The sequence below is a fragment of the Spirillospora sp. NPDC052269 genome, assembly GCF_040679435.1.
Taxonomy (GTDB): domain Bacteria; phylum Actinomycetota; class Actinomycetes; order Streptosporangiales; family Streptosporangiaceae; genus Spirillospora.
On the sequence record NZ_JBFAUU010000003.1, the window covers coordinates 199,216 to 224,028 of the forward strand.

The window sequence follows — 24,813 nt, forward strand, 5'->3', positions numbered from 1 at the left end:
GCGACTCATCCGTATACTTTGGGCATGACAACTCAGGAGCACGCGACCTCACCGAAGGGCACCCGTCCACTCCGCGCGGACGCCGAGCGGACGGTGACGACGATCCTCCAGGCGGCCGAGCGGACCCTCGCCCGCGACCCGGCGGCCACGATGGAGCAGATCGCCGAGGCCGCCGGGGTAGCCCGGACGACCGTGCACCGGCGCTTCGCCACCCGCGAGGCCCTCGTCGAGGCCCTCGGGACGTGGGCCGTCCGGCGCCTCGCGGACGCGGTCGAGGCGGCCCACCCCGACACCGCGCCGCCGCTGGTCGCGCTCTACCAGACGACCGCGAACGTCCTCGAGGTGAAACTCGACTGGGCGTTCGCGATGAACCAGGCGTCGTCGCCCGCCCCGGACGTAGCGCACGTGACCGCCGGGATCCGCGAGACGTGCGAGCGCCTGCTGCGCCGGGCGCAGGACGCGGGCGTCCTGCGCGACGACGTCGACATCACCTGGACGCGGCGCGCGTACTACGGCCTGATCCACCAGGCGACCCTGCACCGCACGGACGGGGACGACACCGGCACCCTGGCGACGCTCGTCGTCGACACCCTCCTGCGCGGCGCCGGCACCGGCTCCCCCGGCCGCCTCTGACCGCCCCGGCACCCCTCCCGCATAACCGGGACGCGTATAGTCCCGGTTATGCGTATGGGCGAGGGCGTCGAGTGGGGCCTGCACTGCTGCGTGACCCTGGGCTGGCTGGAGGATCAGGCCCCCGTCTCGATCCGGCGGCTGGCGCTCTGGTTCGACCTCCCGCAGGAGTACCTGAAGAAGCGCCTGCAGGCCCTGGGCCGGGCCGGGATCCTCGCGTCCAGTCCGGGCGTCCGCGGTGGCTGGTCGCTGGCGCGGCCACCGGAGAAGATCACCGTCATGGAGGTCGTCGCCGCCCTGGAGGACGGCCTCGACCTCTTCGTCTGCACCGAGGTCCGGCAGCGCGGCGTCGGCGGCGAGAACGCCACCGAGGCGGAGTTCGCCAGGACGTGCGGCATCTCGTCGCTGATGCGCCGGGCCGAGTTGGCCTGGCGCCGCGAGCTGGCCGCCCACACCATCGCCGACCTGATGGAGCACAGCCCGCGGGGCGCCGACCGCACCCGCCGCGACTACCTGCGCATGAACGACTGACCCCTGGCCCGCCCCCGGGCCTTTTTCTTTGAGAGGAACAGGGATGTCGAATATCCCGATAGATCGTCCTACGGAAGCCCCCGTTTCCGCCGGGGAGCCTCGGGCGCGGGACGGGGCGCGCGGGCTCGGCGCCACGGCGATCCTCGCGCTCGGCACGTTCGCGGTCGGGACGGACGCCTACGTGGTGGCCGGTTTCCTGCCCGCGATGGCCCACTCGCTGCGCGTCTCGGAGTCGGCCGCCGGGCAGTCGGCGACGGTGTTCGCAGTCACCTACGCCGTGCTGTCCCCGGTTCTGGCCACGCTGCTGGCGCGGGTGCCACGCCGGGCGCTGCTTGTCGGCGCGCTGGTCGTCCTCGCGGTGGCCAATCTCGGGTCGGCGCTGGCGCCGGACTTCGGGCTGCTGATGGCGAGCCGGGTGCTGGCCGCGTTCGGCGCCGCCGTGTTCACCCCGAACGCGGGCGCGGTCGCGTCGTCCCTGGTCGCGCCCGCCCAGCGGGCCCGCGCCCTGGCCGTGGTGATCGGCGGGCTGACGATGGCCACCGCGCTCGGCGTCCCGCTGGGCAACCTCGCCGGACGGTTCCTGGACTGGCGCGCGACGCTCGGCCTGGTCGCGGCGCTGTGCGCGGTGGCGGCGGCCGGCGTCCTCGCGGCGATGCCCGCGCTGCCCGGCGCTCCGCCCATCCCGCTGCGCCGTCGCCTCGCCGCCCTCCGCGAGCCGGGCGTCCTGGCCGTCCTGCCGCTGACGGTGGCCGGGATCGCCGCGGGGTACGGCCTGTACGCGTTCGCCGTCCCGGTGCTGCGGGCCCTCGGGACCGGGCCGTCCCAGGAGGTGTGGCTGCTGTTCCTGTACGGGGTCGGGGCCGTCTTGGGGAACCTGCTCTCGGGCGCGCGGGTCGACCGGCATGGGCCCGTCCGCGTCCAGGCGGTCGGGTTCACCGGGCTCACGGTCACGCTGGCCGCGTTCGCCTGGGCGGCGCACGTGGGCGTCCACTCGCTGCCACTGACGGCCGTCCTGATGGTCGCGTGGGGCACCGCGACCTGGTTCCAGACCCCGGCGCAGCAGGTCCGCCTGATCAACGCCGCCCCGGACGAGACCGCCGTGGTCATCGGCCTGAACGCGGCCGCCCTGTACGGCGGCATCGCGCTCGGGACGGGCCTCGGCGGTCTCCTGCTCCCGGCCGGCGCGGCCCCGGCCCTCGCGGTCAGCGCCGTCCTGGCCTTCCTCTGCCTCCCCTACCTCCGGGCCACGCGGCGCTTCGGCTGACCCGGGAGCGGGCGGCGTCCGGTCAGGACGCCGCCCAGGGGCGGAGCTTCTCGGGGTTCCGGACGCCCCAGAGGTGCTTCACCCGGCCGTCCTCCTCGAAGTCGAACGTGAACACGACCGCGATGGCGCCCTCGTGGCGCACGACCAGGCCGGGCTGGGCGTTGACCGTCTGCTCCAGGACCTCCATGCCCGGCGCCATGTCCAGCACCCGGACCAGGTAGCGGGCGATCGCCTCGGCGCCCTCGACCGGCTCGAGCAGGGCCGAGACGACACCGCCGCCGTCGCCGACCGCGACCGCGTCGGGGGCGAGGACGGCGACGAGCGCGCCGATGTCCTTCGCCTCCCACGCCCGCCTGAGGTCGCGGACGACGCGGGCGCTCTGCGCCACCGGGACGGCGGGCGTCCGCGACGCCTCCAGGCGCCGGCGGGCCGAGACCGCCAGCTGGCGGCAGGCCGCCGGGGTCCGGCCGACGATCTCGGCGACCTCGGCGAACGGGTAGCGGAACACGTCGTGCAGGACGAACGCCACCCGCTCGGCCGGGGTCATCGACTCCAGGACGACCAGGAACGCCATGTTGATCGACTCGTCCAGGGTGACGCGCTCGGCCGGGTCGGCGTCGCCGTCGCCCGGACGGGCGTCGATCCGGCCGGGGACCGGCTCGGGAAGCCAGGCGCCCACGTAGCTCTCGCGCCGGACGCGGGCCGAGCCGAGCACGTCCAGGCAGATGCGGCCCGCGACCTTCGTCAGCCAGGCCGCGGGATTGTCGATCGCGTCCTGCCGTTCGCGCGGCATGGCGTACCAGCGCGTGTAGGTCTCCTGGACGACGTCCTCGGCGTCCGCCAGGGAGCCGAGCAGCCGGTAGGCCAGGCTCACCAGGTGCCGGCGCTCGCTCATGACCGCGTCCAGGCCGCCGCCGGGGCCTGAGGCGTCCGGGTCGCTGCGGGTGTCCATGGGTGTCGCCGTCCCCTCGATCGGTCTCGTCCGTCATCGGTACGACGAGACGGCCGTCCGGAAAGTGAGGTCGGCGCCCGCCTCACATTCCGCGCCGCCGCGTCGTCGTAGCCCCGAATACCACTTTCCACCCGAAGACAGGGAAACGCGACATCATGACCACTCTGATCAGGCTCAGCGAGCTCGCCGGTGACTACGTCCTCGACGCCGGGCGCTCGCGCATCGGCTTCGTCGCCCGGCACACCGTCGGCGGCAAGGTGCGCGGCGCCTTCCAGGAGGTCGAGGGGGACGCGCGCCTGGACCTCGCCGACCCGGCCGGTTCCCACGTCCGCCTGACGATCCGCTCCGAGAGCCTGGACAGCGGGAACAGGCAGCGCGACGCCCAGGTGTGCGGCATGTTCCTCAAGACGGGGAGGCACCCGGCCCTCACCTTCGCCTCCACGGAGGTGCGGCTCCTGGACGACTCGGCCTTCCGGATCACCGGCGACCTGACCATCCGCGGCACGACCCGGCCGGTCACCATGGACTTCATGGTGACCGGTACCGACGCCGACGGCGCCGTGACCGCCGTCGGCCGGACCACCGTCCAGGCCACCGACTGGGGCGTGAAGACCGCCCTGACCAGGCCGTTCGTCAGCGCGAAGGTGGAGCTGGACATCGAGGTCACCGCGGTCCGGCGCCCCTGACCGGCCCGGAGGGCGGGGACGGGCGCGCCGCCCCCGCCGTCTCAGGCCGCGATCACTCGGACGGCCGGGCGTCCTTCCCGCCGCCCTGGCCGCCGTCGCGGCCGGGCTGACCGTCGCGGTCGCCGTGACGGCCGTCCGGGCGGTGGTCGCCGTGCCCGCGGTCACCGTCCTTACCGGACGGGGGCTGCCCCACGAAGGCGGCCGTGCGGGTGTCGCCGCTGCGGGTGCCCTCCACGTGGACGGTGGCGCCGGTCTTGATCGAGTCGATCTTCTCCCCGCGGCCGACACGTGTGTCTGACTTCACCGTCCACGTCCAGTCGGTGCCGTCGTCACTCCGGACGGTCAGCGAGGTCGCGGACGCGGCCGTCACCTTGCCGCTCTGCATGTCCTGCAGGACGTACGCGCCGCTCTCGTCCTTCACGGTGACCTCCCCGTGCAGCGGGGCGAAGCGGCCCTGCCCCGGGCCGTGCCCGTGGCCGCGGCCGTCCGCCTGGCGCTGCCCGGACGTGCCGGACTTCCCGGCGTTCGCGGAGCCGTCGGCCAGCGCGGGCAGGCCGACGGCCACCCCCGCGACGGCTCCGGCGGCGAGCGCTCCCGTGACCACGCCGATGGCGAGCCTCTTGTGCATGGTTACCTCCAGATCGTGCGGTCGGATTCGGACCACAGGGAAGGAACCGCAGATGAGAGCCCTCTTCGCGGATCATGAGAGAAGCATGAGAGGACGGCAAAGTCCGGCGCTCACACCCGAGCCGGATATCTGCGCCGAAGAAGAGGCCTGACCGTCAGAACGGCCTCTCGCGCAGCTCCTGGGTCGCGTCGCGGTACGCGGCGGCGACGCGGGTGAACATCTCCAGCATCAGCGCGGCCTGCTCGGGGCCGAAGTGCTCCGCGACCTTCCCCAGGTGCCGCTCCGACGTCCTGGCCTCGGCGTAGTACTTCTCCATGCCCTCCGCGAGCGGCTCGACGATCACCGCGCGCCGGTCGTGCGGGCTGCGCGTCCGCCGGACGTAGCCGCCGCGCTCGAGCCGGTCGACCAGGCGGGTCGCCGACGCCGACGGCAGGTCGAGCTCGGCGGAGATCGCCCCGACCGCGAGCGGGCCCCGCATCTCCATGAGGATCAGCGCGGCCACGTCCACCGTCTGCAGGCCGAGCCGGTCGGCGACCGACTGGTTGTGCAGCATGAACGAGATCACGAACTCGCGGTACAGATCCGCCGCCTGGCTCTGACTCTGGGGCACCGTTCAACTCTACTCCCATGCGATGTATCTTCGATTCGGAGATACATCGGATGGGAGATAACTATGGACGTCATCGTGATCGGCGCCGGCGTGGGCGGACTGGCCGTGGCCCGGCGGCTCCTGGCGGACGGGCACGCCGTCCGCGTGTTCGAGCGGGCCCCCGAGCGCCGGTCGGGCGGCGCGGCGCTCACCATCTTCGGCAACGGCGCGGCGGTGCTGTCCGACCTCGGCATCGACCTCTCCGGTGTCGGCGGACGCATCGACCGGATCGACGCGCGGACCGCGTCCGGAAAGCTCCGCACAAGGATGGACCTCGCCCACACCGCCGAGACCTTCGGCTTCCCGACCCGGTCGATCTCCCGGCGGCGGATCGTGGACCTGCTCTCCGACGGCCTGCCGGACGACCTGATCCGCTACGGCACGGCCTGCGTCCGCGTGACGCACGACGCCGACTCGGCGACCGCCGAGTTCGAGGACGGCACGACCGCCGTCGGCGACCTGGTCATCGGCGCGGACGGCATCCACTCGGTCGTCCGGCGGCAGCTGTGGGGCGACGGGACCGTCGAGCCCGCGTCGTTCGGCACCTGGCAGGGGCTCAGCCCGATCGACATCGACATCACCGACACGACCCTGCACTACATGATCACCGGGAGGGAGGGCGCGTGCGGGCTGATCCCGGCCGGTCCGGGACTGCTCCAGTGGTGGTTCGACGTCCGCTGGAAGCCCGCCGACCCGCGCCCGGAGGCGCCGCTCGACATGCTGCGCCGCCGGTTCGGGCACTGGGCCTACCCGGTGCCCGAGGTGCTCGCCGCGGCCACCGACGACGACCTGGACTTCTTCGGCCACCGCTGGAACAAGGTCCGGCGCGTCTGGGGCGAGGGCCGGGTCACGCTGCTCGGCGACTCCGCGCACACCATGCCGCCCACCCTCGGCCAGGGCGCGAACCAGACGTTCGAGGACGCCTGGGTGCTCGGGCGCGAGCTGGCCGACGAGAGCGTGAGCGTTCCGGACCGCCTTCGCGCGTACGAGCTGGCCCGCTACCCGAAGGTCAACCTGGTCTCCCAGATGGCCAAGCGCAACCCGGCGAACCTGCGGATTCCGCCGCTGCTCGGGAGGCGCGTCCCGGAGACGGCCCAGACCAAGCTGCTCGTCCGGTTCAGCAACCGGCTGACCGAGGGGCCGCTTCCGACCGGCGAGCGCGTCCCGCCCGCGGCGGCGAACGCCTGACCGCTCAGAGGGGCAGGACGGACGAGGGCGCGGGGACGCCGAGCGGCGCCGCGGCGGGCGTGAGGCGTCCGGTGTCCGGGTCGCGGTGGAAGACGGTCACGGTGTCGGAGCGCTGGTTGGCGCAGAAGAGCAGGCGGCCGTCCGGGCTGAGCGCGATGTCGCGGGGCCAGGCGCCGCCGCAGGAGACGACCTCGACCGGCTCGAGCGCGGCACCGTCCGCCACGGTGGCGTGGACGGCGATCGTGTCGTCGCCCCGGTCGGTGCTGTAGACGTGGGCGCCGTCCGGGGAGACGCGGATCGCGGCCGAGGAGTTGTCGGCGGGGTTCGCGGCGTCGCGGCGGGTCGGGAGCTCGGCGCCCGGTTCGAGGCGTCCGGACTCCGCGTCCCAGGCGCAGACGATGAGCGTGCAGGACAGCTCGTTGATGAGGTACGCGTGCCGCCCGGACGGATGGAAGACCAGGTGGCGCGGGCCCCGGCCGTCCGGGACGCGTGCGGTGCCGTGCAGGTCGAGGCGGCCTTTGACGGGGTCGAACGCGTAGACGTGGACGCGGTCCGCGCCGAGGTCGGTGCACAGGACGAACCGTCCGTCCGGGGAGATCGCGGCCATGTGCGCGTGGGATCCGGGCAGGTGGGCGATGGCCTGGAAGGGTTCGGTGGCGGCGATCCGCCCGTCCGGGCCGGTCGGGAAGACCGACAGGACGCCGTCGCCGTAGTTCGCGACGAACACGAACGGCGCGTCGGGATGGACGGCGATGTGGCACGGCAGCGCTCCCCCGCTCGCCGCCCCCGCGACCGGCTCGCCCAGGCCGGTCCCCTCGTCGAGCGGCACCGACACGACGCGTCCGGGGACCTCTTCGAGGACGGTGTGCAGCATGCCGTGGCGCGCGTCGAACGCGACGTAGGACGGCTCGACGAGCGACAGCGCCCCCTCGTCCGTCACCGTCCCGGACGCGTCGTACCGGGCGAGGCGGAGGGCCACGCCGGGGACGGGCCCGGAACCGCCGATGATCAGGCGGCCGGAGGTCTGCGGGGTGTGATTCACGATGCGTCCCTGCTCTGTGCGCGAGTCCCACGGTCGAGTGACCCGTTCAGACGATCAAGGTAGGCCCGGACCGGCCCGAACGTCAGCATGCCGCTCGCGGCGCCGGCGAGTTCCCCCGCCGCGGGTTCGAGGGCGTCGCGCAGGCGGCGCGCCGCGGTCCGGTCGTCCAGGCGGAGGGCGATCTCGGCGTGCAGGCAGGAGCGCGCCTCGAACAGCAGGTCACGGGGTGAGGGCGGGATGTCCCGGGCCGCCCGTTCGGCCTCGTCGCGGCGTCCGCGCAGGAGGAGGAACAGCGGCCGCGCCCAGGGTTCGTAGGGTCCCCAGTCCATGTCGGCGAGGTCCGCGAGGTCGGGCGCGTCCGTCGTGAGGCGCAGGCCGAGGAGCGCGAGCGGCAGGAGGCCGTGCTCGACACCGCTCATACCGGTTCCGTCGAGGCGGGCCGCGGCGCGGCGGTAGGCGTTCTCGGCGTCCGGCGACCCGGCCGCCGCCAGGCGCAGCGCCGCGTACCAGTCGGTGAAGACGCCCACGAGCGGGAGGTCGTAGCGCTCGGCGAGCGCGTCGGCGGCGGCCGCGTGCCGGTCGGCCGCGTCGAAGTCGGCCAGCGCCGAACGCGACTGGACGAGGATGAGATGCGCCAGGACCTCGTACGGGACGAGCCCGTGCTCGCGCGCGAGCGTCAGCAGCTCGTCGGCGATGTCCGCGCGCTCTCCGGCCAAGCCCGCGCGGTGAAAGGTCTGCAGATAGCGGGCGTTGAGCGCGAACGCGAGCAGCAGCGGATCGGCCACGGACCGGGCGAGGCGCTCGGCCTCTCGCGCGGACGATTCGCCGCGCCCGCCGGGGTCGGCGCGCAGCTCCATGCCGATGGTCGCCAGGAGGCGCGCGCGTTCCGCCGGGTGCTCGTCCGGCGGGAGTGCCGTGAGCAGGCGCTCGGCCGTCTCGGCCGTGCGTTCGGCCAGGTCGGGGTCGTCGCTGGACGTCCAGTTGGCGGGCAGGTCGAACGCGCCGAGGACGCGTGCCGCGAGCAGCGGATCGGCGAGGTGCTCGGCGGCCTCGAGCGCGGCCGACCGTTGCCACCGGGCTCCGGCGAGGTCGCCGGTGAGCGCCAGCGCCCGGCCGAGTCCCATGCGGACGTCCAGGAGTTCGCGCGTCTCCATGCCGTCCGCGTGGTCGAGCGCGGCGCGCCACCAGCGCAGAGCGCCGCGCGGCTCGACGCGTCGTTCGGCGCGTTCGGCGGCGGCACGGGCGTGACGCGCGGCGGACGGTCCGCCGGGGCCGCGCAGCAGGTGGTGCGCGATGGCCTCCACGTCGCCCGGACGGTCGCGCTCGATCAGCTCGGCGGCGCGGGCGTGCCAGCGGACGCGCCGCGCGTCGAGGAGACCGGCGTAGAGGGTCTCGCGGATCAGCGGGTGCGCGAAGGCGAGCCGTCCGCGCCCGGGTTCGATGAGGAAGCCCGCGCGCAGGCCCTGCTCGACCGCGTCCAGAACCTGCTCCTCGTCTCCGGCAAGCGCTATGAGGACGTCCAGGTCGATGGCGTCGCCCAGGACGGACGCCCTGGTCAGGACGGCGCGCGTCCCGTTCGGAAGGCCGTCGAACCGGTGCCGGAGGACGTCGCGGACGCCGGCGGGCACCTCGTCGAGCGTCCCGTCCGCCTCCCACAGGCGGACCAGCTCGCGGACGAAGAATGGATTGCCGCCGCTGCGCGTCCTCACGGTTCGTACGGCCTCGTCCGGCATCGGGCCACGGGCGACGGCCCGGACGAGCCGGTCGGTGTCGGCGGCGGGGAGCCCACCGAGGTACACCCGGGCGGGTTCGGCGCGGGCGAGCCGGGCCAGTGTCTCGGCCAGCGCGCCGGGGATCTCGCCCGCCCGGAACGTCCCGGCGACGAGGATCCGGCCGGGGCCGGGGCCCTGGCCGGGATCGGCGGTCGCGAGGACGGTCAGCAGTGCGAGCGTCTCCTCGTCCGTCCAGTGCAGGTCGTCGAAGACGAGCAGCAGCGGACGACCGGCCGCCAGCCGGGCGAGGTGGTCGGCGATCGCGCGGTGCCGCAGGAACCGCGCCCTGAGCGGGTCGGCCTCCTCGTCCTCGGGGACCTCCGGCGGCGGCTCGTGGCCCGCCGCGACGAGGTCCCGGACGATCTGCTGCCACGGCCATCCGCCGGGCGCGCCGGGGATCTCGGGCGCCGCGCCGCGCGCGGTCGTCCATCCCCGGGCCGCCAGCCGCTCCGCGAGGACGCGCGTCAGCGCCGTCTTGCCGGTGCCCGGGCCGCCCGACACCAGCGCCAGCCGCGGACGGCCGGTCGCGGCGGCCTCCTCCAGCGCCGCCAACTCGTCCGAGCGTCCGACGAACGCCTCGCCCCGCGCCTCGGGCCGTGTCTCGGGCGGGACGGCCTCGGCCTGTCGCTCGAGCCGGGCGGCCTCGGACGGGAGGAGACTCGGAGCCTGGGCGAGGATGTCGGCTTCGAGTCGCCGCAGGTCCTCGCCCGGATCGAGGCCCAGTTCGTCCCGCAGGACGTCGCGGGCCCGCCGCAGCGCGCCGAGCGCGTCGCCCTGCCGCCCCGACCGGTACAGCGCGAGCGCCAGCAGCGCCCAGGCGTCCTCGCGCAGCGGATGCGCCCCGGCATGGGCTTCGAGATCGGGGACGGTCTCGGCGGCGCGGCCCAGGTCCAGGAGGGCGTGGGCCCGGCGTTCGACCGCCAGCAGCCGTAGTTCGGTCAGCCTCGCGATCTCGGCGCGGGCCCAGTCCTGATCGGCGAACTCGGCGTACGCGGGGCCGCGCCACCAGCCGAGCGCTTCGTCCAGGCGGGCGCGGACCTCGGCAGGCGGCAGTCCCTCGGACGCGGCGACCGCCTCCCGGAATCGTTCGGCGTCCACGGCCCCGGGCGCGACGCGCAGCGCGTAGCCGGGCGGGACGGTCACCAGCAGCCGGGACGGCGTGCGCGGCGGACGGTCCGGCTCGAGCGCCCGGCGGAGCGTCCCGACGAAGGTCTGCACCGCGCCGAGCGCCTTGGCGGGCGGGTCGTCCCACAGGTCGTCGACCAGCCCGGACGCGGACACGACCCGGCCGCCGGCGACCAGCAGCCGCGCCAGGACGGCCCGGGGCCGCGCGCCCCGGACCTCGATGGGCCGCCCCCGGGCGTCCGCGACCGTCAGCGGCCCCAGGACGCCGAACGTCACCTCCCCCACGTCCACCACGCTATCGGCGTCCGGCGATCACCTGGCGAGCAGGTCGCGCAGGGCCCCCGCGACCTCCGCGGGAGCCTCCTCGGCCATGAAGTGGCCGCAGGTGACGGTGCGGTGGTCCAGGTCGTCCGCCCACGCCCGCCACAGCTCGGCGGCGTCGAAGCCGAGCGCCGCGCCCCAGTCCTGCTGGAGGACGGTCACGGGCATGGCCAGCCGCCGTCCGGCCGCGCGGTCGGCGCGGTCGTGCTCGACGTCCACGCCAGCCGAGGCCCGGTAGTCGGCCACGATGGACGGCACGGCCTCGCGGCTCGCCTTCAGGTACGCGGCGCGCACGTCGGCGGGGATCGCGTCCGGGTCGTTCGCCCAGAGGTCGAGGAAGTGGCCGAAGAACGCGTCCGCGCTGGCGGAGATCATCTGTTCGGGCAGGCCGGGCGGCTGCGCCATCAGGTACAGGTGGAAGCCGACCGCGCCGCCGACGCCGCGCATCACGTCCCACATGTCGAGCGTGGGCAGGACGTCCAGGGACGCCAGGCGGGTGACGGCGTCCGGGTGGTCGAGCCCGGCGCGGATCGCGACCAGCGCGCCCCGGTCGTGCCCGGCCAGCGCGAACCGCTCGTGGCCCAGCTCGCGGGCGAGCGCGACGACGTCGGCGGCCATCGCCCGCTTGGAGTAGGCCGTGCCGGACGGATCCGCGGGCTTGTCGCTGTCGCCGTATCCGCGCAGGTCAGGGCAGATCACGGTGTGATCGGCGGCCAGGTCGGCGGCCACGTGCCGCCACATCAGGTGGGTCTGGGGGAAGCCGTGCAGCAGCACGACCGGGCTGCCCGAGCCGCCGACGGCCGCGTTCAGCGCGACCCCGTCGGCCACCTGGACGCGCCGGTACGCGAATCCCTCGATCTTCATGACGTCCCCGTTCGCAAGTCGTTCCTCTTGGACGTCCCCAGCCTGAACGCCCCCGATCAGCCGCCGATCAGTCAGCGATCAGCGGACGCGGGTCACCCGCCCCGCGCCTCCCGGCCCCCACGCGGGCGCCGACTGTGAGGTGGTTACGCTCGGCGTCGATCGGGAGGAAGGGCGAGACATGCGGTATGTGGTCATCGGGGCCGGGGCGATCGGGTGCTCGATCGGCGGGCGCCTGCATCAGAGCGGGCACGATGTCGTGCTGGTCGCGCGGGGCGAGCACGGGCGTGTCCTGCGCGAGGACGGCCTGACGCTCATCACGCCCGAGGAGCGGCTGCGGCTGCGCGTCCCGGTCGTCTCCGGCCCGGACGAGTTGGACCTGACGCCGGACGACGTGCTCGTCCTCGCGGTGAAGACGCAGGACACCGTCGCGGCGCTCGACGCCTGGCGCGACCGCCCGGTGCCCGGCGGCGGGACGGCCGGTGAACGGCTGCCGGTGTTCTGCGCGCAGAACGGCGTCTCGAACGAACCGATGGCGCTGCGCCGCTTCCGCCGCGTGTACGGGGCGTTCGCGCTTCTGCCGTCGTCGTTCCTGACACCGGGCGAGGTCGTCGCGCCGTGCGCGCCGATGACCGGCCTGATCGTCCTCGGCCGCTACCCGTCGGGAACGGACGACACCGCCGAGCACATCGCCGCCGACCTGGCGGCGTCGAGGTTCCGCGCCGAGGTCGTGTCCGATCTGCCGCGCTGGAAATACCTCAAGCTCCTCGGAAACCTCGAGAACGCGGTCGAGGCCGTGTGCGGGGAACGCTCCCTCGACCTGTACGCCCGCGCGCTGGCCGAGGCCGAGACCGTCCTGGCCGCCGCGGGGATCGACCACGCCACCAATGAGGACATCGCCGGGCTGCGCGGCGACGCGGTCGAGGTGCGGCCCATGGAGGACGTCCCTCAAACACGGAACTCGTCCTGGCAGAGCCTCGCGCGCGGCGGTTCCCTCGAGACCGACCACCTCAACGGCGAGATCGTCCTGCTGGGCCGCCTCCACGGCGTCCCGACCCCGGTCAACGAGGCGCTCCTCGAGGCAGCCAACGAGTCCGCCCGCCTGAACCGCGCCCCCGGCGAACTCACCCTCGAGCAACTGACCGCACGCATCACGGCCTGAGCACCAAAGCTCCGGAACGCCCTCGCGCCTTCCGAGATCCGGAAGGATCTCGGAAGGCGCGATCAGGTGCGGTCGGCGTCGCCGGGCGGGCCGGTCAGTTGGTCTTGCCCCAGACGTAGGCGCCGGCGCCCATCAGCAGGAGGCTGATGCCGCAGAAGACGGCGCGGATGGTGTTCCAGGTGGTCCAGCGGCCGGAGTAGTCCGTCCAGACCTTGGCGGCCTCGGTGACGTCGTGCGGGATCTTCACGTTCGCGAGGTGGTTGTTCATCGGGACGTTGATCGCGGCGGTCGGCACGAAGGCGCCGACGAAGTAGACCGCGGCGGCGGCGAAGAACAGCCAGGCCGCGGACTTCTGGCCCATGACCAGCAGCAGCACCCCGGCCGCGATCGCGACCACGGGGGCCAGCATGAACGCCGCCAGGAACGCCGGGTTCTGGATCTTCTGGTTGACGGCGTTCATCGCCGCGATCGCCGACGAGGCCTTGGTGGCGTTCAGGCCCGGCATCACGCCGACCGAGAACCCGAAGAACGTCCCCGCCATCGCGGCGGTCATCAGGATCGAGAGGGCCGCCGACGCGGTGGCGAACTGGAAACGCATGGTGGGGAGTTCCTTCCGGGTTCTTCGTCGTGGGGTGTGCGTGGGGTGTGCGGGGTGCGCGTGGGGTGTTCGGGCGGTCAGGAGGTCCAGGCTCCGGCGGCGGCGGCCTCGCGGACGTAGTCGCGGAAGTCGCGCGGCTCGCGGCCGAGGGCGCGTCGCACGCCGTCCGCCGGGCTCGCGTTCCGCCCGTCGAACAGGGTGGTGAACAGGTAGGTCATGAGACCGACCACCTCGTCCGGGACGCCGTCGCCGGTGAGCGCCGCGGCGAAGGCGTCGGGGGTGAGCGAGCTGAAGCCGACCTCGTCGCCGGTCAGCTCGGAGATCTCGCCCATCGCCTCGGCGAAGGTCAGCGCGCGCGGGCCGGTGACCTCGTAGACCTCCCCGGCGTGCCCGTCCTCGGTGAGGGCCGCGGCGGCGACGTCGGCGATGTCGGCGGCGTCCACGAACGGCTCGGGCACCTCGCCGACCGGCAGCCCCAGGTGGCCCGCGCGGATGTACACGGCGAAGTCGGTCTCGTCGAAGTTCTGGAAGAACCAGGCCGCGCGGACGACCGTCCAGTCGACGCCGGAGGCGCGGACGATGTCCTCGCACTCCTCGGCCTCCTTCTCGCCGCGCCCGGACAGGAGCACGATCCGCCGGACGCCCGCGTCCGCCGCGGCGCCGCAGAAGGCGGCGATGGCCTCCGGCGCGCCGGGGACGGCCAGGTCGGGGGCGTAGGCGAGGTAGACCGCGCGGACGCCGTCGAGGGCGGCGGCCCAGGTGGCCTGGTCGGTCCAGTCGAAGGGGACGTCGGCGGAGCGGGAGCCGACGCGGACCGGGACGCCCAACTCGGTCAGCCGCTCGGCGACGCGCCGGCCGGTCTTGCCGGTGCCGTTGAGGACCAGGGTCAGTTCGTGCTGCGTGGTGTTCGTCATGTCCTCTAGTCAACCGGGGTGGATGATCACCGAACATGGTTGAGGCTCCCGGCCGCATAATCAAGCGTCTAGGGTGCCGACATGGACACCCTGGCCGACCTTCTCGACGGCCCCCGGGCTCGGGGCGCCTTCCTGCTGCGCATGGTGATGGAGCCGCCCTGGTCGGTGCGGGTCGAGGACCGCGCGCCGCTGAGCGTGATGATCGTCCGGACGGGCGAGGCGTGGGTGACGCCGAAGGACGGCGAGCCGGTCCGCTGCGGTCCCGGGGACGTGGCGATCGCGCGCGGCCCGGACTCCTACGTCGTGTCCGACGCCCCCGGGTCCCCGCCGCAGTGGATCATCTACGAGGACGGGTGCACGACGCTGTTCGGCGCTCCCCCGGACGACTCGATGGCGTTCGGCGTCCGCACGTGGGGAAACGCCCCGGACGGCCCGACGACGCTGCTCGTCGGCACCTACTTCGCGCAGGGCGCGGTCGAGCGCAGGCTGCTGGCCGCGCTGCCGGACCTGGCCGTCCTGCCCGCGTGGGACTCCCCGCTCGCCGCGCTGCTCGGCGACGAGATCGTCCGGGACGCGCCGGGCCAGCCCGTCGTGCTCGACCGGCTGCTCGACCTGATCCTCATCGCGGTGCTGCGGGCCTGGTTCTCCCGTCCGGGCGCGCGGCCCCCCGGCTGGTTCGCCGCGCACGGCGACCCGGTCGTCGGCCCGGCGCTGCGGCTCCTGCACGACCAGCCGGCCCGGCCGTGGACGGTCGCCGACCTCGCCGCCGCGGCCGGGTCGTCCCGGGCGGCGCTCGCCAAGCGGTTCGGCGACCTGGTCGGCGAGCCGCCGATGTCATACCTGACCGGGCTGCGCCTCGCGCACGCCGCCGACCTGCTGCGCGGCGGCGACCAGACGCTGGAGGCGATCGCGCGGAAGGTCGGCTACGGCAGCGCGTTCGCGCTCAGCTCCGCGTTCAAGCGGGAGCGCGGCGTCAGCCCGCAGGAGTTCCGGAGCGGCGCGTACGCGGGCGGCTTCGGGACGGAGCGTGAACAACCGGGAACGTCTTGATCGGAATCAGCGTTAAACCAGGGTAGAACCGGGTCCCGCTGTGGCATGATGCGGGATTCCGTTCGAACGATCACGAGGAGTGAGATGACGACCAAGCCGGCCGAGGACGAACTGGTCACCGTGTTCACGCGGGCCGACCTCGGCGGTGACGGGAGGCTCGACCTGATGGAGTTCGCGCTGGTCCTCGACAGCATCGGGCTGTCGTGGAACAGGGCCGCGACCCAGGACAGGTTCGAGAGAGCCGACACCGACCATGACGGCTTCATCTCCCTCGCGGAGCTGCGCGTGCTGCTGTCGGCCCAGGTCTGGGACGACGCGGCCGTCTGACGCTCCGCCACCGCCGGAACAACCACAGGGCCGTCCCCCTCGGAAGGGGGACGGCCCGACGCGTCTCTGATCAGACGGCGCGGCCGCGCAGTTCGCGGTAGCGGCGGACGAGCGCGGCGGTCGACGCGTCCGGGGTGTCGCCGGACGGCTGCTCGGCCGTGAGCGCCGGGGTGAGCTGGTTGGCCATGACCTTGCCCAGCTCGACGCCCCACTGGTCGAAGGAGTCGATGCCCCAGACCGTCCCCTGGACGAACACGATGTGCTCGTAGAGGGCGATGAGCTGGCCCAGCGTGGACGGCGTCAGCTTCGGCACCAGGATGGTGTTGGTCGGCCGGTTGCCCGGCATGACCTTGTGCGGGACGACGTCCGCGGGCGTGCCCTCGGCGGCGATCTCCTCGGCGGTCTTGCCGAACGCCAGCGCGGTCGTCTGGGCGAGCAGGTTCGCGACCAGCAGGTCGTGCATGCCGGGGGCGCCGTCCCCGGCGCTCGCGTCCTCGAACGGCTCGGCGAAGCCGATGAAGTCGGCCGGGACGAGCCGGGTGCCCTGGTGCAGCAGCTGGTAGAAGGCGTGCTGGCCGTTGGTGCCGGGCTCGCCCCAGAAGATCTCACCGGTCTGCGCGACGACGGGCGCGCCGTCCGCCCGCACCGACTTGCCGTTCGACTCCATCGTGAGCTGCTGGAGGTAGGCCGGGAAGCGGGCGAGCCGCTGGCTGTACGGCAGCACCGCCCGGGTCTGCGCGCCGAAGAAGTCGGTGTACCAGACGCCGAGCATCGCCATCAGCACCGGCATGTTCTTCTCGAACGGCGCGGTGCGGAAGTGCTCGTCGACCGCGTGGAAGCCGTCGAGCATCTCGCGGAACCGGGCCGGGCCGACCACGACCATCAGGGACAGGCCGATGGCCGAGTCCATGGAGTAGCGTCCGCCGACCCAGTCCCAGAAGCCGAACATGTTGTCGGTGTCGATGCCGAAGTCGGCGACCCGCTCGGCGTTGGTGGACACCGCGACGAAGTGCTTCGACACCGCCTTCTCGTCGCCGAGCCGCTCGACCAGCCAGCGCCGCGCGACACGCGCGTTCGTCAGCGTCTCCAGCGTGCCGAACGTCTTGGACGCGACGATGAACAGCGTCGTCTCCGGGTCGAGCCCGGCGAGCGTCCCGGTGATGTCGGCCGGGTCGACGTTTGACACGAACCGCGCGTCGATCCCGGCGTCGGCGTAGTCGCGCAGGGCCTCGTAGGCCATGGCCGGGCCGAGGTCGGAGCCGCCGATCCCGATGTTCACCACGGTCGTGATCCGCTTGCCGGTGAAACCCGTCCACTCCCCGGACCGGACGCGGTCGGAGAACTCGCCCATCCGCTCCAGGACGGCGTGCACGTCGGCGACGACGTCCTGGCCGTCCACGGTCAGCTCGGCGTTCGCCGGGAGCCGCAACGCCGTGTGCAGGACGGCCCGGTCCTCGCTCACGTTGATGTGGGCGCCGGAGAACATCGCGTCGATCCGGGCGCGCAGCCCGGCCTTCTCCGCCAGCGCGACCAGGCGGGAGATCGTCTCGTCGGTGGCGCGGTGCTTGGAGAAGTCCAGGAAAAGGTCCCCCGCCGTCACCGTCATCCGCTCGGCGCGCGCCGGGTCGTCGGCGAAGAGGTCCCGCAGGGTGCGCGTCGCCAGCTCCCCCTGGTGCTCCGACAACGCCGACCATTCGGATGTCTCGGTGATATCAGCCATAACCCCTCATCTCATCAGCCTGTCCGGCGGCACCGGCCGCGCCCCCGCGCTCACGCCGCCGAACTCTCCCTGCGATCATAGGGAACCGGTGCGTCACCCGAGTAAAGCCGCTCGCGGTCCCGTCTGTTCCCGGTTCCGGGCACGAGCCGGCGGGACGGCGGAGGCGTAGGTAGAGCAGGGCCGCGCCGGTCACCACCAGCGGCCAGAGCAGGTAGCGCCCGGACATCAGCAGCAGCGCGGCCACGGCGGCGAGCGCGACGGCCGCCGCGCACCACCCGGCGCTCCGCCGGGGCAGCAGCCGCAGGGCCGCGGCGACCCCGATCGCGTACACCGCGACGAACGACCCGGTGGTGAGCAGGACGAGCGGACGCGGGCCGAGACCGGTCACCGAGACGACCGCCAGGGCCAGGAACGACAGGGCCGAGTTCGCGGCCAGGCTGCGCCGCGGAACCTCCCCGGCGACGCTGCCCCGGCCGAGCCAGGCGGGCAGCCCGCCGTCCCGGCCGAGCGCCGACCCGAGCTTGGCGGCCCCCGCGTAGTAGGCGTTCATCGCGCCGAGGGTGAGCAGGAGCGCGGCGCCCGCGGCCAGCCAGCGGGCGCCGCCGCCGAGGCCGCGCGCCATCAGGTCGCCGAGCGGCGCGGCCGAGTCGGCCGCGCCGGGGCCGAGCACGGTGATGATCGCGAACGCGACCAGCAGGTACAGGACGCCGACGACGGCCACCGCCGCGCCGGTCGCGCGCGGCAGGTCGCGCGCCGGGCGGCGGAACTCGGCGGCCAGGTGCGTGATGGCCTCCCAGCCCGCGAAGCTCCACACCAGCAGCGCCGCCGCCGGTCCGACGGCCGTCCAGCCGTGCGGCGCGAACGGCCTGAGGTTGCCGGTGTGGGCGTGCGGCAGGGAGAACGCCACCGAGACGAGCAGCAGCGTGACCAGCAGCCCGGCGAGCGCGAACTGCAACCGGCCGGACGCCTGGAGGCCGACCGCGTTCGCACCGGTCACGACGGTCATGAGCAGCGCGGCGGTGAGCAGGACGGTCGTCCGACCGCCGCCCGCTGCCTCGGCGACGTACGAGCCGCCGAACAGGGCGGCGGCGGCCGCGCCCGGCGGGACGGCGAAGTAGAAGCACCAGCCGACCACGGTGGCGGCGCGCGGGCCGAACGCCAGCCGCGCGTAGGTGGAGACGCCGCCCGCGTCGGGGTGGCGGGCGCCCAGCGCGGCGAACGTCCCGGCCAGCGGCACCGACACCACGACCAGCAGCGCCCAGGCGAGCAGCGACGCGGGCCCCGCCGCGCGGGCGGCGAGCGCGGGCAGGGCGATCACGCCCGTGCCGAGGACCGCCCCCACGTACATCGCGGTCCCCTGCCCGAGCGTGAGCCGCCCCCCGGCCGCCACGCCCGCGCCCGTGTGCGCGCCCGTGCCCGTGCCGACGCCAACGCCTGCGCTCGTGCCGACGCCTGCGTCCGCGCGCGTTCCGGTGGCCACGGCCGCGCTATCGCTGGTGGGGGTGGGGTTGAGTTCGGTGTCTTTCACAAGACCCAAGCGTCGGGCGGACGCCTCACCGCCGCCAGGGAGATAAGCGCCGTCCTGCGTAGAATTCCCGTCATGAGCGGACACGTCGTCGGGCTGGCCGTGACGCCGGGGACGCCGGTGTTCGAGCTGGCCGTCCCCTTCGAGGTCTTCGGGCTCGACCGCAGCGACCTGGTCGACCCCTGGTACGAGCTGCGGACGTACGCGGCCGAGCCGGGGCCGCTGCCGTCCACCGGAGGGCTCAGCCTGGTCGCCGGGCACCGCCTGGACGACCTGGCGGAGGAGGCCGACACGGTCCTGGTCGCGGCGCTGTCCCGACCGGCGCAGCTCGCCCCGCCGCCCGGCCTGGTCGCGGCCGTCCGGGAGGCGCACCGGCGCGGCCGCCGGATCGTCGCGCTCTGCACGGGCACCTACATCCTGGCCGCCGCCGGGCTGCTGGACGGACGCCGCGCGACCACGCACTGGCTGAACGCCAACGACTTCGCGCACCGCTTCCCGGACGTCGACCTCGACTCCGGGCCGCTCTACATCGACCACGGCGACGTGGTCACCACCGCGGGCTCGGGCGCGGCGATCGACGTGTGCCTCCACCTGCTGCGGCACGACCACGGCGCGGCCGTCGCGGCCGAGGTGGCGCGGCGGATGGTCGTCCCGCCGCACCGGGAGGGCGTCCAGCCCCAGTTCACCCCTCCGGCGGTGGGCGGCCACCGGGACGGCGACCTCGCGCCGGCGCTGCGCTGGGCGGCCGAGCGCCTGCGGGAGCCGCTGACCGTCGCGCAGCTCGCCCGGGTCGCGCACATGAGCGAGCGCACCCTGACGCGCCGCTTCCGCGACGCGCTCGGCGTCTCACCGCTGCAGTGGCTGCTCCAGCAGCGCGTCCGGCTCGCGCAGGAGCTGCTCGAGACGACGGATCTGCCGGTCGAGGAGGTCGCCCGCGAGACCGGCTTCGGCAGCGCGGCCAACCTGCGCTACCACTTCGTCCGGGTGGCCGGGGTGTCGCCGCAGTCGTACCGGCACGTGTTCCGGGACCGTCCGGCCGCGGCCGCCGCGGACACCGATCAGGCCGGGGGCGCGCTCCCCCGGCCTGATCTCGTCTCCCGGAACTGAGGTCGTTCCCTGGGCCGTCCTCGTCAGTCGACGGCGCCCAGGGTGATGCCTTCGACGATGTGCCGCTGCGCCGCGACGGCGACCAGCAGCACCGGGACGATCGCGATCAGCGACGCCGACATGATCAGGTTGTACTGCGTCTGCGTGGTCATCTGGGACTGGAACACCGCCAGGCCCTGCGAGACGACCTGCATCTTCGTCGTGTTCACCGCGATCAGCGGGAACAGGAAGTTGTTCCAGTTCTGCAGGAACAGGATGATCCCGAGGGCGGCCGTCGCGGGCCGGGCGAGCGGCGCGTACACCTGCCAGAAGATCCGCAGCTCGGACGCGCCGTCGATGCGGGCGGCCTCGCCGAGCTGGCGCGGCGCGCCGAGGAAGAACTGCCGGAACAGGAACGTCCCGAGCCCGGAGGCGATGTTCGGGACGATCAGCCCCTGGTAGGTGTTCAGCCAGTGCAGGTCGCCGAGGATCTGCGCCACCGGGACGATGATCGCGCTGAACGGGATCATCAGGCCGCTCAGCGCGACGACGAACAGCAGGCGGCGGCCGGGGAAGTCGAACATCGCGAACGCGTAGCCCGCGAGCATCCCGGCGGCGAGCTGGCCGAGCGTCGCCGCGACCGCGAACACGACGGTGTTGACGAACCAGCGCGCGAACGGCGCCTTGCCCCAGGCGTCCGGGATGTTCGACCAGTGCCACTCGGTCGGCCACAGCGGCGCCGCCGGGTTGATGATCTGCCCGTTGGACTTGACGGCGGTCAGCGCCATCCAGAGCAGCGGGAACATCACGATGAGCACGGCCAGGCCGAGCAGCGTGTACACCACCGCGCGGTGGACGAGGATCCTAGGCACGGTCGTCCCTCCGGCCGAGCATCGCGATCTGCAGTCCGGTGACCGCGAGGGAGATCAGGAACAGCAGCATCCCCATCGCGTCGGCGCGGCCCGCGTCGAACTTGGCGAAGCCCTCGTCGTAGACGTAGTACAACGCGGTGCGGGTGGCGCCGTCCGGCCCGCCGGACGTGAGGACGTAGATCTGGGTGAAGGTCTGGAGCCCGGTCAGCGTCGTGACGACCAGGATGAGCAGGGTGTTGCGGCGCAGCATCGGCCACTGCATGTGCCGGAACCGTCCCCACGTGCCCGCGCCGTCGACGCTCGCCGCCTCCAGCACGTCCTGCGGGATGGACTTGAGCGCGGCGAGGTAGAGGATGACGTTCTGCCCGAAGAACTGCCAGGTGCCGAACAGGATCACCATCGCCAGCGCGGGACCGGGACGGGACATGAAGTCGATCTCGTCCATGCCGAGCCCGGACAGCAGCCGGTTGAGCAGCCCGAAGCGGGGCGCGAACAGGTTCGACCAGATCAGCGCGGTCGCGACGGCGGGCACGACGAGCGGGATGATGAACGGCGCGCGCAGCCTCCGGGTCCCCGGCACCCGCGCGTTCAGCAGCAGCGCGAGGGCGAGCCCGAGCAGCATCGTCAGCAGCACGAACGCGACGGTGTACTCGGCGGTCACGCCGAGGGTCCGGCCGCCGCCCTCGGCGAGCATGTCCTTGTAGTTGCGCAGGCCGACGAACTTCAGGGACGTCCCGAAGACGTTGCCCTTCTGGAGGCTGCGCCACCCGAGTATCACCAGCGGGACGATCGAGAACACCACGGTCAGCAGGACCGTCGGCGCGACGAACAGGTACGCCAGCCCCCAGGTGCGCCGGTCGGCCCGGGAGCGCCGGGACGCCCGCGGGCGTCCCGCGGCGCGGACGCGCCCGAAGCCGCGGACCCGGCCCGCGCTTCCGGCGGCGTCCGCGTCCGCGGTCACCGTGCTCCCGGCGATCCGGCTCAGCCCTGCTCCTTCAGCGCGGTGTCGGCCTTGCCCGCGGCGTTGGCGAGGGCCTGCTGGGCGGTCTCCTGCCCGCGCAGCGCCTTGTTGATCTCGGTGTAGAGCGCCTCGGACACCGCGGTGTAGGCCGGGGTCATCGGACGTCCCTTGCCGAACTGCAGGCTGTCGGCGAACGTCTGGTAGTACGGGTCCTTGGCGATGTGGTCCTTCAGCTCGGGCTGCTGGAGCTGCTCGGGCGCGGACGGCAGGCCGCCGTTCGCTGCGGCGAGATGCGCCCCGACCTGCGGCGTCGCGAGGTACTTGATGAACTCCAGGCCCGCCCGCTCCTGCGCCTTGGACGTCTTGAGCAGCGCCGCGACCTCCATGCCGACCGACGTGGACTGGCCCACGTCGCCGCGCGGCAGCGGCGCGACGCCGAAGTCGATCCCGGCCTTCTTGAAGGTGTCCACGGCCCACTGGCCGTTCGCCATCATCGAGACGGTGTGGCTGGCGAACGCGGGCGCGCCGTCGAAGCTGCCCGCCTGCGCGAAGCTGGTCGTCGGCGCGGCCTTCGCGGACATCAGGTCGACCCAGGTCTGCAGCGCCTTGACGCCCTGCGGCGAGTTGAACGCCGACTTGGCGCCGTCCGGGGTCAGCATCTCCCCGCCGTTGGCGCGCAGCAGCGGCATCCACGCGAACGTGATCCACTCGGCCTCGCCGAGCGGGACGTAGTAGCCGAACCGCTTCTTGCCCGTGTCGGTGAGCTTCTTGGCGTCCTCGACGAGCTCGGCCCAGGTCGCGGGCGGCTTGGCGATGCCCGCGTCCTTGAAGTCCTTCTTGTTGTAGAAGAGCACGATGTCGCCGACGCCGGAGCGGGCGAAGCCGAGCTGCTTGCCCTTGTAGAACAGCGCGTCCTTGATGCCCGGGTACAGGCCGCCCGCCTGCTGCTTCAGGTCGCCGTCGAGCGGGATGAGCTTGCCGCTCTGCGCGATCTCCGGCAGGTCGGAGGCGTTCTGCGTCATCAGGACGGTCGGCTGGGTGTTCGACTTGATCGCCGAGATGACCTTCGGCAGGTACTGGTCGGCGCTCGCGATGAACTCGCCCTTGGAGTGCAGCCCGGGGTGCGCCTTGGCGAAGTCGGCGTCGACCTGTTTGATCTGGTCCGGGGTCCAGCTCGTCGTCCAGTAGGTGAACGTGGCGGGACCGGCGCTGCCGTCGTCGGACGATTTGTCGGACGAGCCGCCGCACGCGGCGGCGGCGAGCAGAAGGGTGGCGACCGCGGCAGTGGGTCGCAGGATTCGGAGGGACCGCTCAAACATGGTGATCACTATCTAGTCGCTTCCCGGCAGCGTCAAGGTTCCCCGAGTGTGATCTCTTCTGTTCCGGTAGGAAATCATCGGAGCACGGTGAACCCTATCGTCACGGCTGCTCCGCGCCGCCGCGCGGCGACCGCGGTGACGCTGTGCACGCCCGGCGGCAGCGCGCCGGTGACGAACTCGTGCTCCTGGTTCACGGCGTAGTTGAACGTGCCGCGCCGGTCGGCGACGCAGGCGTGCGGCGCGCGGCGCGTGCCGTCCAGGGTGAGCCGCACCGCCTCGCCCGGACGCCAGCCCGAGCCGTGCACGACGAACGTGGTCGAGCCGTCCCCGTGCGGCTGGTTCACCACGAGCTTCGGCGTCGTCCCCGGACGGTCCTTCTCGCCGCCGACCGGCGGGGGCGGGTCGCCCTCTCTCTGCTGCGCGGGCACCGGCCCGCGGTTCTGCGGCGGCGGCGCGGGCTTGTCGCCGCCGGGCGTGAGGTAGCGGCCGAACAGCGCGCCGACCCCGATCAGGACGGCCGCGAGCGCGGCGGCGGTGAGCGGTGCCGCGAGCCCGCCCGCCCGCTTCCGGTGCTGTTCCGTGCGGGGCCCGCTCGGCCCGTTCGGCGCGTCCGAGGTGGACGCGATGTCGCGCGCGGCCGGCTCGCCGGCGGCCGCCGGTGCGGGTTCCGCGTCGCCGCGTCCGTCCGCGAAGCGGGGCGGTTGCGTCAACCGGATGGTCGGACCGGCGCGATGCGCGTCCACGACGGCGAGCGCGGCGTCCGGCAGGTAGCTGCGCGCCGGGTCGGGGCCGGTGTCGGAGCGCAGGTCCGGCGCGACCATCGCGATGATCTCGGCCGGGGTGGGACGGGCCCTCGGGGCGCGGGCCAGGCAGCCGCCGACGAGCTCGGCGAGCCCGGACGGCAGCCCGGACACGTCCGGGTCCTCGTCGAGCAGCTGCGCCACCAGCTCCAGGACGGTCCGTCCGGAGTAGGGGCCGTGGCCGGTCGCGGCGAACAGCAGGGTCGCGCCGAGCGAGTACACGTCGCTGGCGGTGGTGACCTCGCGGGCGCCGCGCGCCTGCTCGGGGGCCATGAACGCGGGCGTGCCGACGGTCGCGTGGCTGTGCGTCATCCCGGCGCGCTCAGCGGCGCGGGCGAGGCCGAAGTCGATGACGCGCGGGCCGTCCGGGGCGACGAGCACGTTGGACGGCTTCAGGTCGCGGTGCACCAGCCCGGCGGCGTGGATCGACTCCAGCGCCTCGGCGCATCCGGCGGCGAGCCAGCGCGCCGCGTCCACCGGCAGCGGCCCGGCCGCCCGGACGAGCCGCTCCAGCGACGGCGCGGGGACGTAGGCGGTGGCGAGCCACGGGACCGGGGCGTCCGCGTCGGCGGCGATCACCGGCGCGGTGTAGACGCCGCTGACCCGGCGGACCGCGCCGACCTCCCGCGCGAACCGCTCCCGGAAGTCGGCGTCGTCGGCGAGGCCGGCGTGGACGGTCTTCACCGCGACCAGCCGTCCCGCCGCCGACCGGCCGAGGTACACCCGGCCCATCGAGCCCGCGCCGAGGCGGGCGAGCAGGGGGTAGGGGCCGACCGTGCCGGGGTCCCCCACGCCCAGGGGGTCCAGCGGGCCGGTGCTCACGTCCATCG

At 73.8% G+C, this 24,813-nt stretch carries 23 protein-coding genes; 9 read left to right on the plus strand and 14 right to left on the minus strand.

The genetic code is table 11. The features are described from left to right. Positions 1-24 precede the first annotated feature (24 nt). Genes AB0L06_RS07455 through AB0L06_RS07465 form a run of 3 tightly spaced genes read left to right on the plus strand, consistent with a single transcriptional unit; the run spans position 25 to position 2,425 of the window. Positions 25-633: a TetR/AcrR family transcriptional regulator gene (locus tag AB0L06_RS07455; RefSeq protein WP_500230077.1), complete on the plus strand. Its 609-nt coding sequence runs from the start codon at positions 25-27 to the stop codon at positions 631-633. 48 nt (positions 634-681) lie between these two features. Then, positions 682-1,161 (plus strand): RrF2 family transcriptional regulator, encoded by a 480-nt coding sequence (locus AB0L06_RS07460; protein WP_500230078.1) that lies wholly within the window; start codon positions 682-684, stop codon positions 1,159-1,161. Positions 1,162-1,204: 43 nt separating this feature from the next. Further along, positions 1,205-2,425: an MFS transporter gene (locus AB0L06_RS07465; RefSeq protein WP_500230079.1), complete on the plus strand. Its 1,221-nt coding sequence runs from the start codon at positions 1,205-1,207 to the stop codon at positions 2,423-2,425. 22 nt (positions 2,426-2,447) lie between these two features. On the opposite strand, the gene sigJ is transcribed toward AB0L06_RS07465, so the two are convergent. Then, positions 2,448-3,377, minus strand: coding sequence for an RNA polymerase sigma factor SigJ (sigJ, locus tag AB0L06_RS07470; RefSeq protein WP_500230080.1), 930 nt, complete (start codon positions 3,375-3,377; stop codon positions 2,448-2,450). Positions 3,378-3,532: 155 nt separating this feature from the next. Between sigJ and AB0L06_RS07475 the strand changes: the two genes are divergently transcribed. Beyond that, a complete protein-coding gene (locus AB0L06_RS07475) occupies positions 3,533-4,063 on the plus strand; it encodes a YceI family protein (protein WP_500230081.1) in 531 nt (176 codons plus the stop codon). 52 nt (positions 4,064-4,115) lie between these two features. On the opposite strand, the gene AB0L06_RS07480 is transcribed toward AB0L06_RS07475, so the two are convergent. Continuing rightward, the gene (locus AB0L06_RS07480) at positions 4,116-4,691 is read right to left on the minus strand and encodes a DUF5666 domain-containing protein (protein WP_500230082.1); all 576 of its coding nucleotides are present in this window, start codon (positions 4,689-4,691) and stop codon (positions 4,116-4,118) included. 154 nt (positions 4,692-4,845) lie between these two features. Then, positions 4,846-5,301, minus strand: coding sequence for a MarR family winged helix-turn-helix transcriptional regulator (locus AB0L06_RS07485; protein ID WP_500230083.1), 456 nt, complete (start codon positions 5,299-5,301; stop codon positions 4,846-4,848). A gap of 63 nt (positions 5,302-5,364) precedes the next feature. Between AB0L06_RS07485 and AB0L06_RS07490 the strand changes: the two genes are divergently transcribed. Beyond that, on the plus strand, positions 5,365-6,528 hold the full coding sequence (locus AB0L06_RS07490; protein ID WP_500230084.1) for an FAD-dependent monooxygenase: 1,164 nt from the start codon (positions 5,365-5,367) through the stop codon (positions 6,526-6,528). A 4-nt stretch (positions 6,529-6,532) separates the two neighbouring features. On the opposite strand, the gene AB0L06_RS07495 is transcribed toward AB0L06_RS07490, so the two are convergent. Genes AB0L06_RS07495 through AB0L06_RS07505 form a run of 3 tightly spaced genes read right to left on the minus strand, consistent with a single transcriptional unit; the run spans position 6,533 to position 11,652 of the window. Beyond that, a complete protein-coding gene (locus AB0L06_RS07495; RefSeq protein WP_500230085.1) occupies positions 6,533-7,570 on the minus strand; it encodes a lactonase family protein in 1,038 nt (345 codons plus the stop codon). Next, positions 7,567-10,752: an ATP-binding protein gene (locus AB0L06_RS07500; protein WP_500230086.1), complete on the minus strand. Its 3,186-nt coding sequence runs from the start codon at positions 10,750-10,752 to the stop codon at positions 7,567-7,569. Before AB0L06_RS07500 ends, AB0L06_RS07495 begins: the two co-directional genes overlap by 4 nt. A gap of 27 nt (positions 10,753-10,779) precedes the next feature. Beyond that, on the minus strand, positions 10,780-11,652 hold the full coding sequence (locus AB0L06_RS07505; RefSeq protein WP_500230087.1) for an alpha/beta fold hydrolase: 873 nt from the start codon (positions 11,650-11,652) through the stop codon (positions 10,780-10,782). 178 nt (positions 11,653-11,830) lie between these two features. Here AB0L06_RS07505 and AB0L06_RS07510 point away from each other — a divergent pair, with 178 nt between their 5' ends. Next, positions 11,831-12,811: a ketopantoate reductase family protein gene (locus tag AB0L06_RS07510; RefSeq protein ID WP_500230088.1), complete on the plus strand. Its 981-nt coding sequence runs from the start codon at positions 11,831-11,833 to the stop codon at positions 12,809-12,811. Positions 12,812-12,905: 94 nt separating this feature from the next. Here AB0L06_RS07510 and AB0L06_RS07515 read toward each other — a convergent pair whose 3' ends face one another. Further along, the gene (locus AB0L06_RS07515) at positions 12,906-13,409 is read right to left on the minus strand and encodes an anthrone oxygenase family protein (protein WP_500230089.1); all 504 of its coding nucleotides are present in this window, start codon (positions 13,407-13,409) and stop codon (positions 12,906-12,908) included. 77 nt (positions 13,410-13,486) lie between these two features. Continuing rightward, positions 13,487-14,323 carry an NAD(P)H-binding protein gene (locus tag AB0L06_RS07520; RefSeq protein ID WP_500230090.1) on the minus strand — a complete coding sequence of 279 codons (837 nt, stop codon included), beginning with the start codon at positions 14,321-14,323 and terminating at the stop codon, positions 13,487-13,489. 81 nt (positions 14,324-14,404) lie between these two features. On the opposite strand from AB0L06_RS07520, the gene AB0L06_RS07525 reads away from it, so the two are divergent. After that, positions 14,405-15,373: an AraC family transcriptional regulator gene (locus tag AB0L06_RS07525; protein ID WP_500230091.1), complete on the plus strand. Its 969-nt coding sequence runs from the start codon at positions 14,405-14,407 to the stop codon at positions 15,371-15,373. A gap of 84 nt (positions 15,374-15,457) precedes the next feature. Continuing rightward, complete coding sequence (locus AB0L06_RS07530) at positions 15,458-15,700, plus strand: EF-hand domain-containing protein (RefSeq protein WP_500230092.1); 243 nt, start codon at positions 15,458-15,460, stop codon at positions 15,698-15,700. A gap of 70 nt (positions 15,701-15,770) precedes the next feature. Here the strand turns inward: AB0L06_RS07530 and pgi are convergent, their stop codons facing one another. Both pgi and AB0L06_RS07540 read right to left on the minus strand, forming a co-directional pair. Next, positions 15,771-17,420 (minus strand): glucose-6-phosphate isomerase, encoded by a 1,650-nt coding sequence (gene pgi, locus AB0L06_RS07535; RefSeq protein ID WP_500230093.1) that lies wholly within the window; start codon positions 17,418-17,420, stop codon positions 15,771-15,773. Then, complete coding sequence (locus tag AB0L06_RS07540) at positions 17,413-18,948, minus strand: APC family permease (RefSeq protein ID WP_500230094.1); 1,536 nt, start codon at positions 18,946-18,948, stop codon at positions 17,413-17,415. The genes pgi and AB0L06_RS07540 overlap by 8 nt, the downstream gene beginning before the upstream one ends. Before the next feature lie 72 nt (positions 18,949-19,020). On the opposite strand from AB0L06_RS07540, the gene AB0L06_RS07545 reads away from it, so the two are divergent. Further along, positions 19,021-20,052 carry a GlxA family transcriptional regulator gene (locus AB0L06_RS07545; protein ID WP_500230095.1) on the plus strand — a complete coding sequence of 344 codons (1,032 nt, stop codon included), beginning with the start codon at positions 19,021-19,023 and terminating at the stop codon, positions 20,050-20,052. Between the two features lie 23 nt (positions 20,053-20,075). Here the strand turns inward: AB0L06_RS07545 and AB0L06_RS07550 are convergent, their stop codons facing one another. The 4 genes from AB0L06_RS07550 to AB0L06_RS07565 all read right to left on the minus strand — a co-directional run bounded on the left by AB0L06_RS07550 (position 20,076) and on the right by AB0L06_RS07565 (position 24,811). Then, positions 20,076-20,903, minus strand: coding sequence for a carbohydrate ABC transporter permease (locus tag AB0L06_RS07550; protein WP_500230096.1), 828 nt, complete (start codon positions 20,901-20,903; stop codon positions 20,076-20,078). Continuing rightward, positions 20,896-21,864 carry a carbohydrate ABC transporter permease gene (locus tag AB0L06_RS07555; protein WP_500230097.1) on the minus strand — a complete coding sequence of 323 codons (969 nt, stop codon included), beginning with the start codon at positions 21,862-21,864 and terminating at the stop codon, positions 20,896-20,898. Before AB0L06_RS07555 ends, AB0L06_RS07550 begins: the two co-directional genes overlap by 8 nt. A gap of 20 nt (positions 21,865-21,884) precedes the next feature. Beyond that, the gene (locus tag AB0L06_RS07560; RefSeq protein ID WP_500230098.1) at positions 21,885-23,183 is read right to left on the minus strand and encodes an ABC transporter substrate-binding protein; all 1,299 of its coding nucleotides are present in this window, start codon (positions 23,181-23,183) and stop codon (positions 21,885-21,887) included. 74 nt (positions 23,184-23,257) lie between these two features. Further along, a complete protein-coding gene (locus AB0L06_RS07565) occupies positions 23,258-24,811 on the minus strand; it encodes a serine/threonine-protein kinase (RefSeq protein ID WP_500230099.1) in 1,554 nt (517 codons plus the stop codon). Between the last annotated feature and the right edge of the window lie 2 nt (positions 24,812-24,813).

Bases quoted from the DNA above. Each gene is read 5' to 3' on its own strand.
- AB0L06_RS07455 (WP_500230077.1), top strand. From the start codon at position 25: ATGACAACTCAGGAGCACGCGACCTCACCGAAGGGCACCCGTCCACTC.
- AB0L06_RS07460 (WP_500230078.1), top strand. From the start codon at position 682: ATGCGTATGGGCGAGGGCGTCGAGTGGGGCCTGCACTGCTGCGTGACC.
- AB0L06_RS07465 (WP_500230079.1), top strand. From the start codon at position 1,205: ATGTCGAATATCCCGATAGATCGTCCTACGGAAGCCCCCGTTTCCGCC.
- sigJ (WP_500230080.1), bottom strand. From the start codon at position 3,377: ATGGACACCCGCAGCGACCCGGACGCCTCAGGCCCCGGCGGCGGCCTG.
- AB0L06_RS07475 (WP_500230081.1), top strand. From the start codon at position 3,533: ATGACCACTCTGATCAGGCTCAGCGAGCTCGCCGGTGACTACGTCCTC.
- AB0L06_RS07480 (WP_500230082.1), bottom strand. From the start codon at position 4,691: ATGCACAAGAGGCTCGCCATCGGCGTGGTCACGGGAGCGCTCGCCGCC.
- AB0L06_RS07490 (WP_500230084.1), top strand. From the start codon at position 5,365: ATGGACGTCATCGTGATCGGCGCCGGCGTGGGCGGACTGGCCGTGGCC.
- AB0L06_RS07505 (WP_500230087.1), bottom strand. From the start codon at position 11,652: ATGAAGATCGAGGGATTCGCGTACCGGCGCGTCCAGGTGGCCGACGGG.
- AB0L06_RS07510 (WP_500230088.1), top strand. From the start codon at position 11,831: ATGCGGTATGTGGTCATCGGGGCCGGGGCGATCGGGTGCTCGATCGGC.
- AB0L06_RS07515 (WP_500230089.1), bottom strand. From the start codon at position 13,409: ATGCGTTTCCAGTTCGCCACCGCGTCGGCGGCCCTCTCGATCCTGATG.
- AB0L06_RS07520 (WP_500230090.1), bottom strand. From the start codon at position 14,323: ATGACGAACACCACGCAGCACGAACTGACCCTGGTCCTCAACGGCACC.
- AB0L06_RS07525 (WP_500230091.1), top strand. From the start codon at position 14,405: ATGGACACCCTGGCCGACCTTCTCGACGGCCCCCGGGCTCGGGGCGCC.
- AB0L06_RS07530 (WP_500230092.1), top strand. From the start codon at position 15,458: ATGACGACCAAGCCGGCCGAGGACGAACTGGTCACCGTGTTCACGCGG.
- pgi (WP_500230093.1), bottom strand. From the start codon at position 17,420: ATGGCTGATATCACCGAGACATCCGAATGGTCGGCGTTGTCGGAGCAC.
- AB0L06_RS07545 (WP_500230095.1), top strand. From the start codon at position 19,021: ATGAGCGGACACGTCGTCGGGCTGGCCGTGACGCCGGGGACGCCGGTG.
- AB0L06_RS07560 (WP_500230098.1), bottom strand. From the start codon at position 23,183: ATGTTTGAGCGGTCCCTCCGAATCCTGCGACCCACTGCCGCGGTCGCC.
- AB0L06_RS07565 (WP_500230099.1), bottom strand. From the start codon at position 24,811: ATGGACGTGAGCACCGGCCCGCTGGACCCCCTGGGCGTGGGGGACCCC.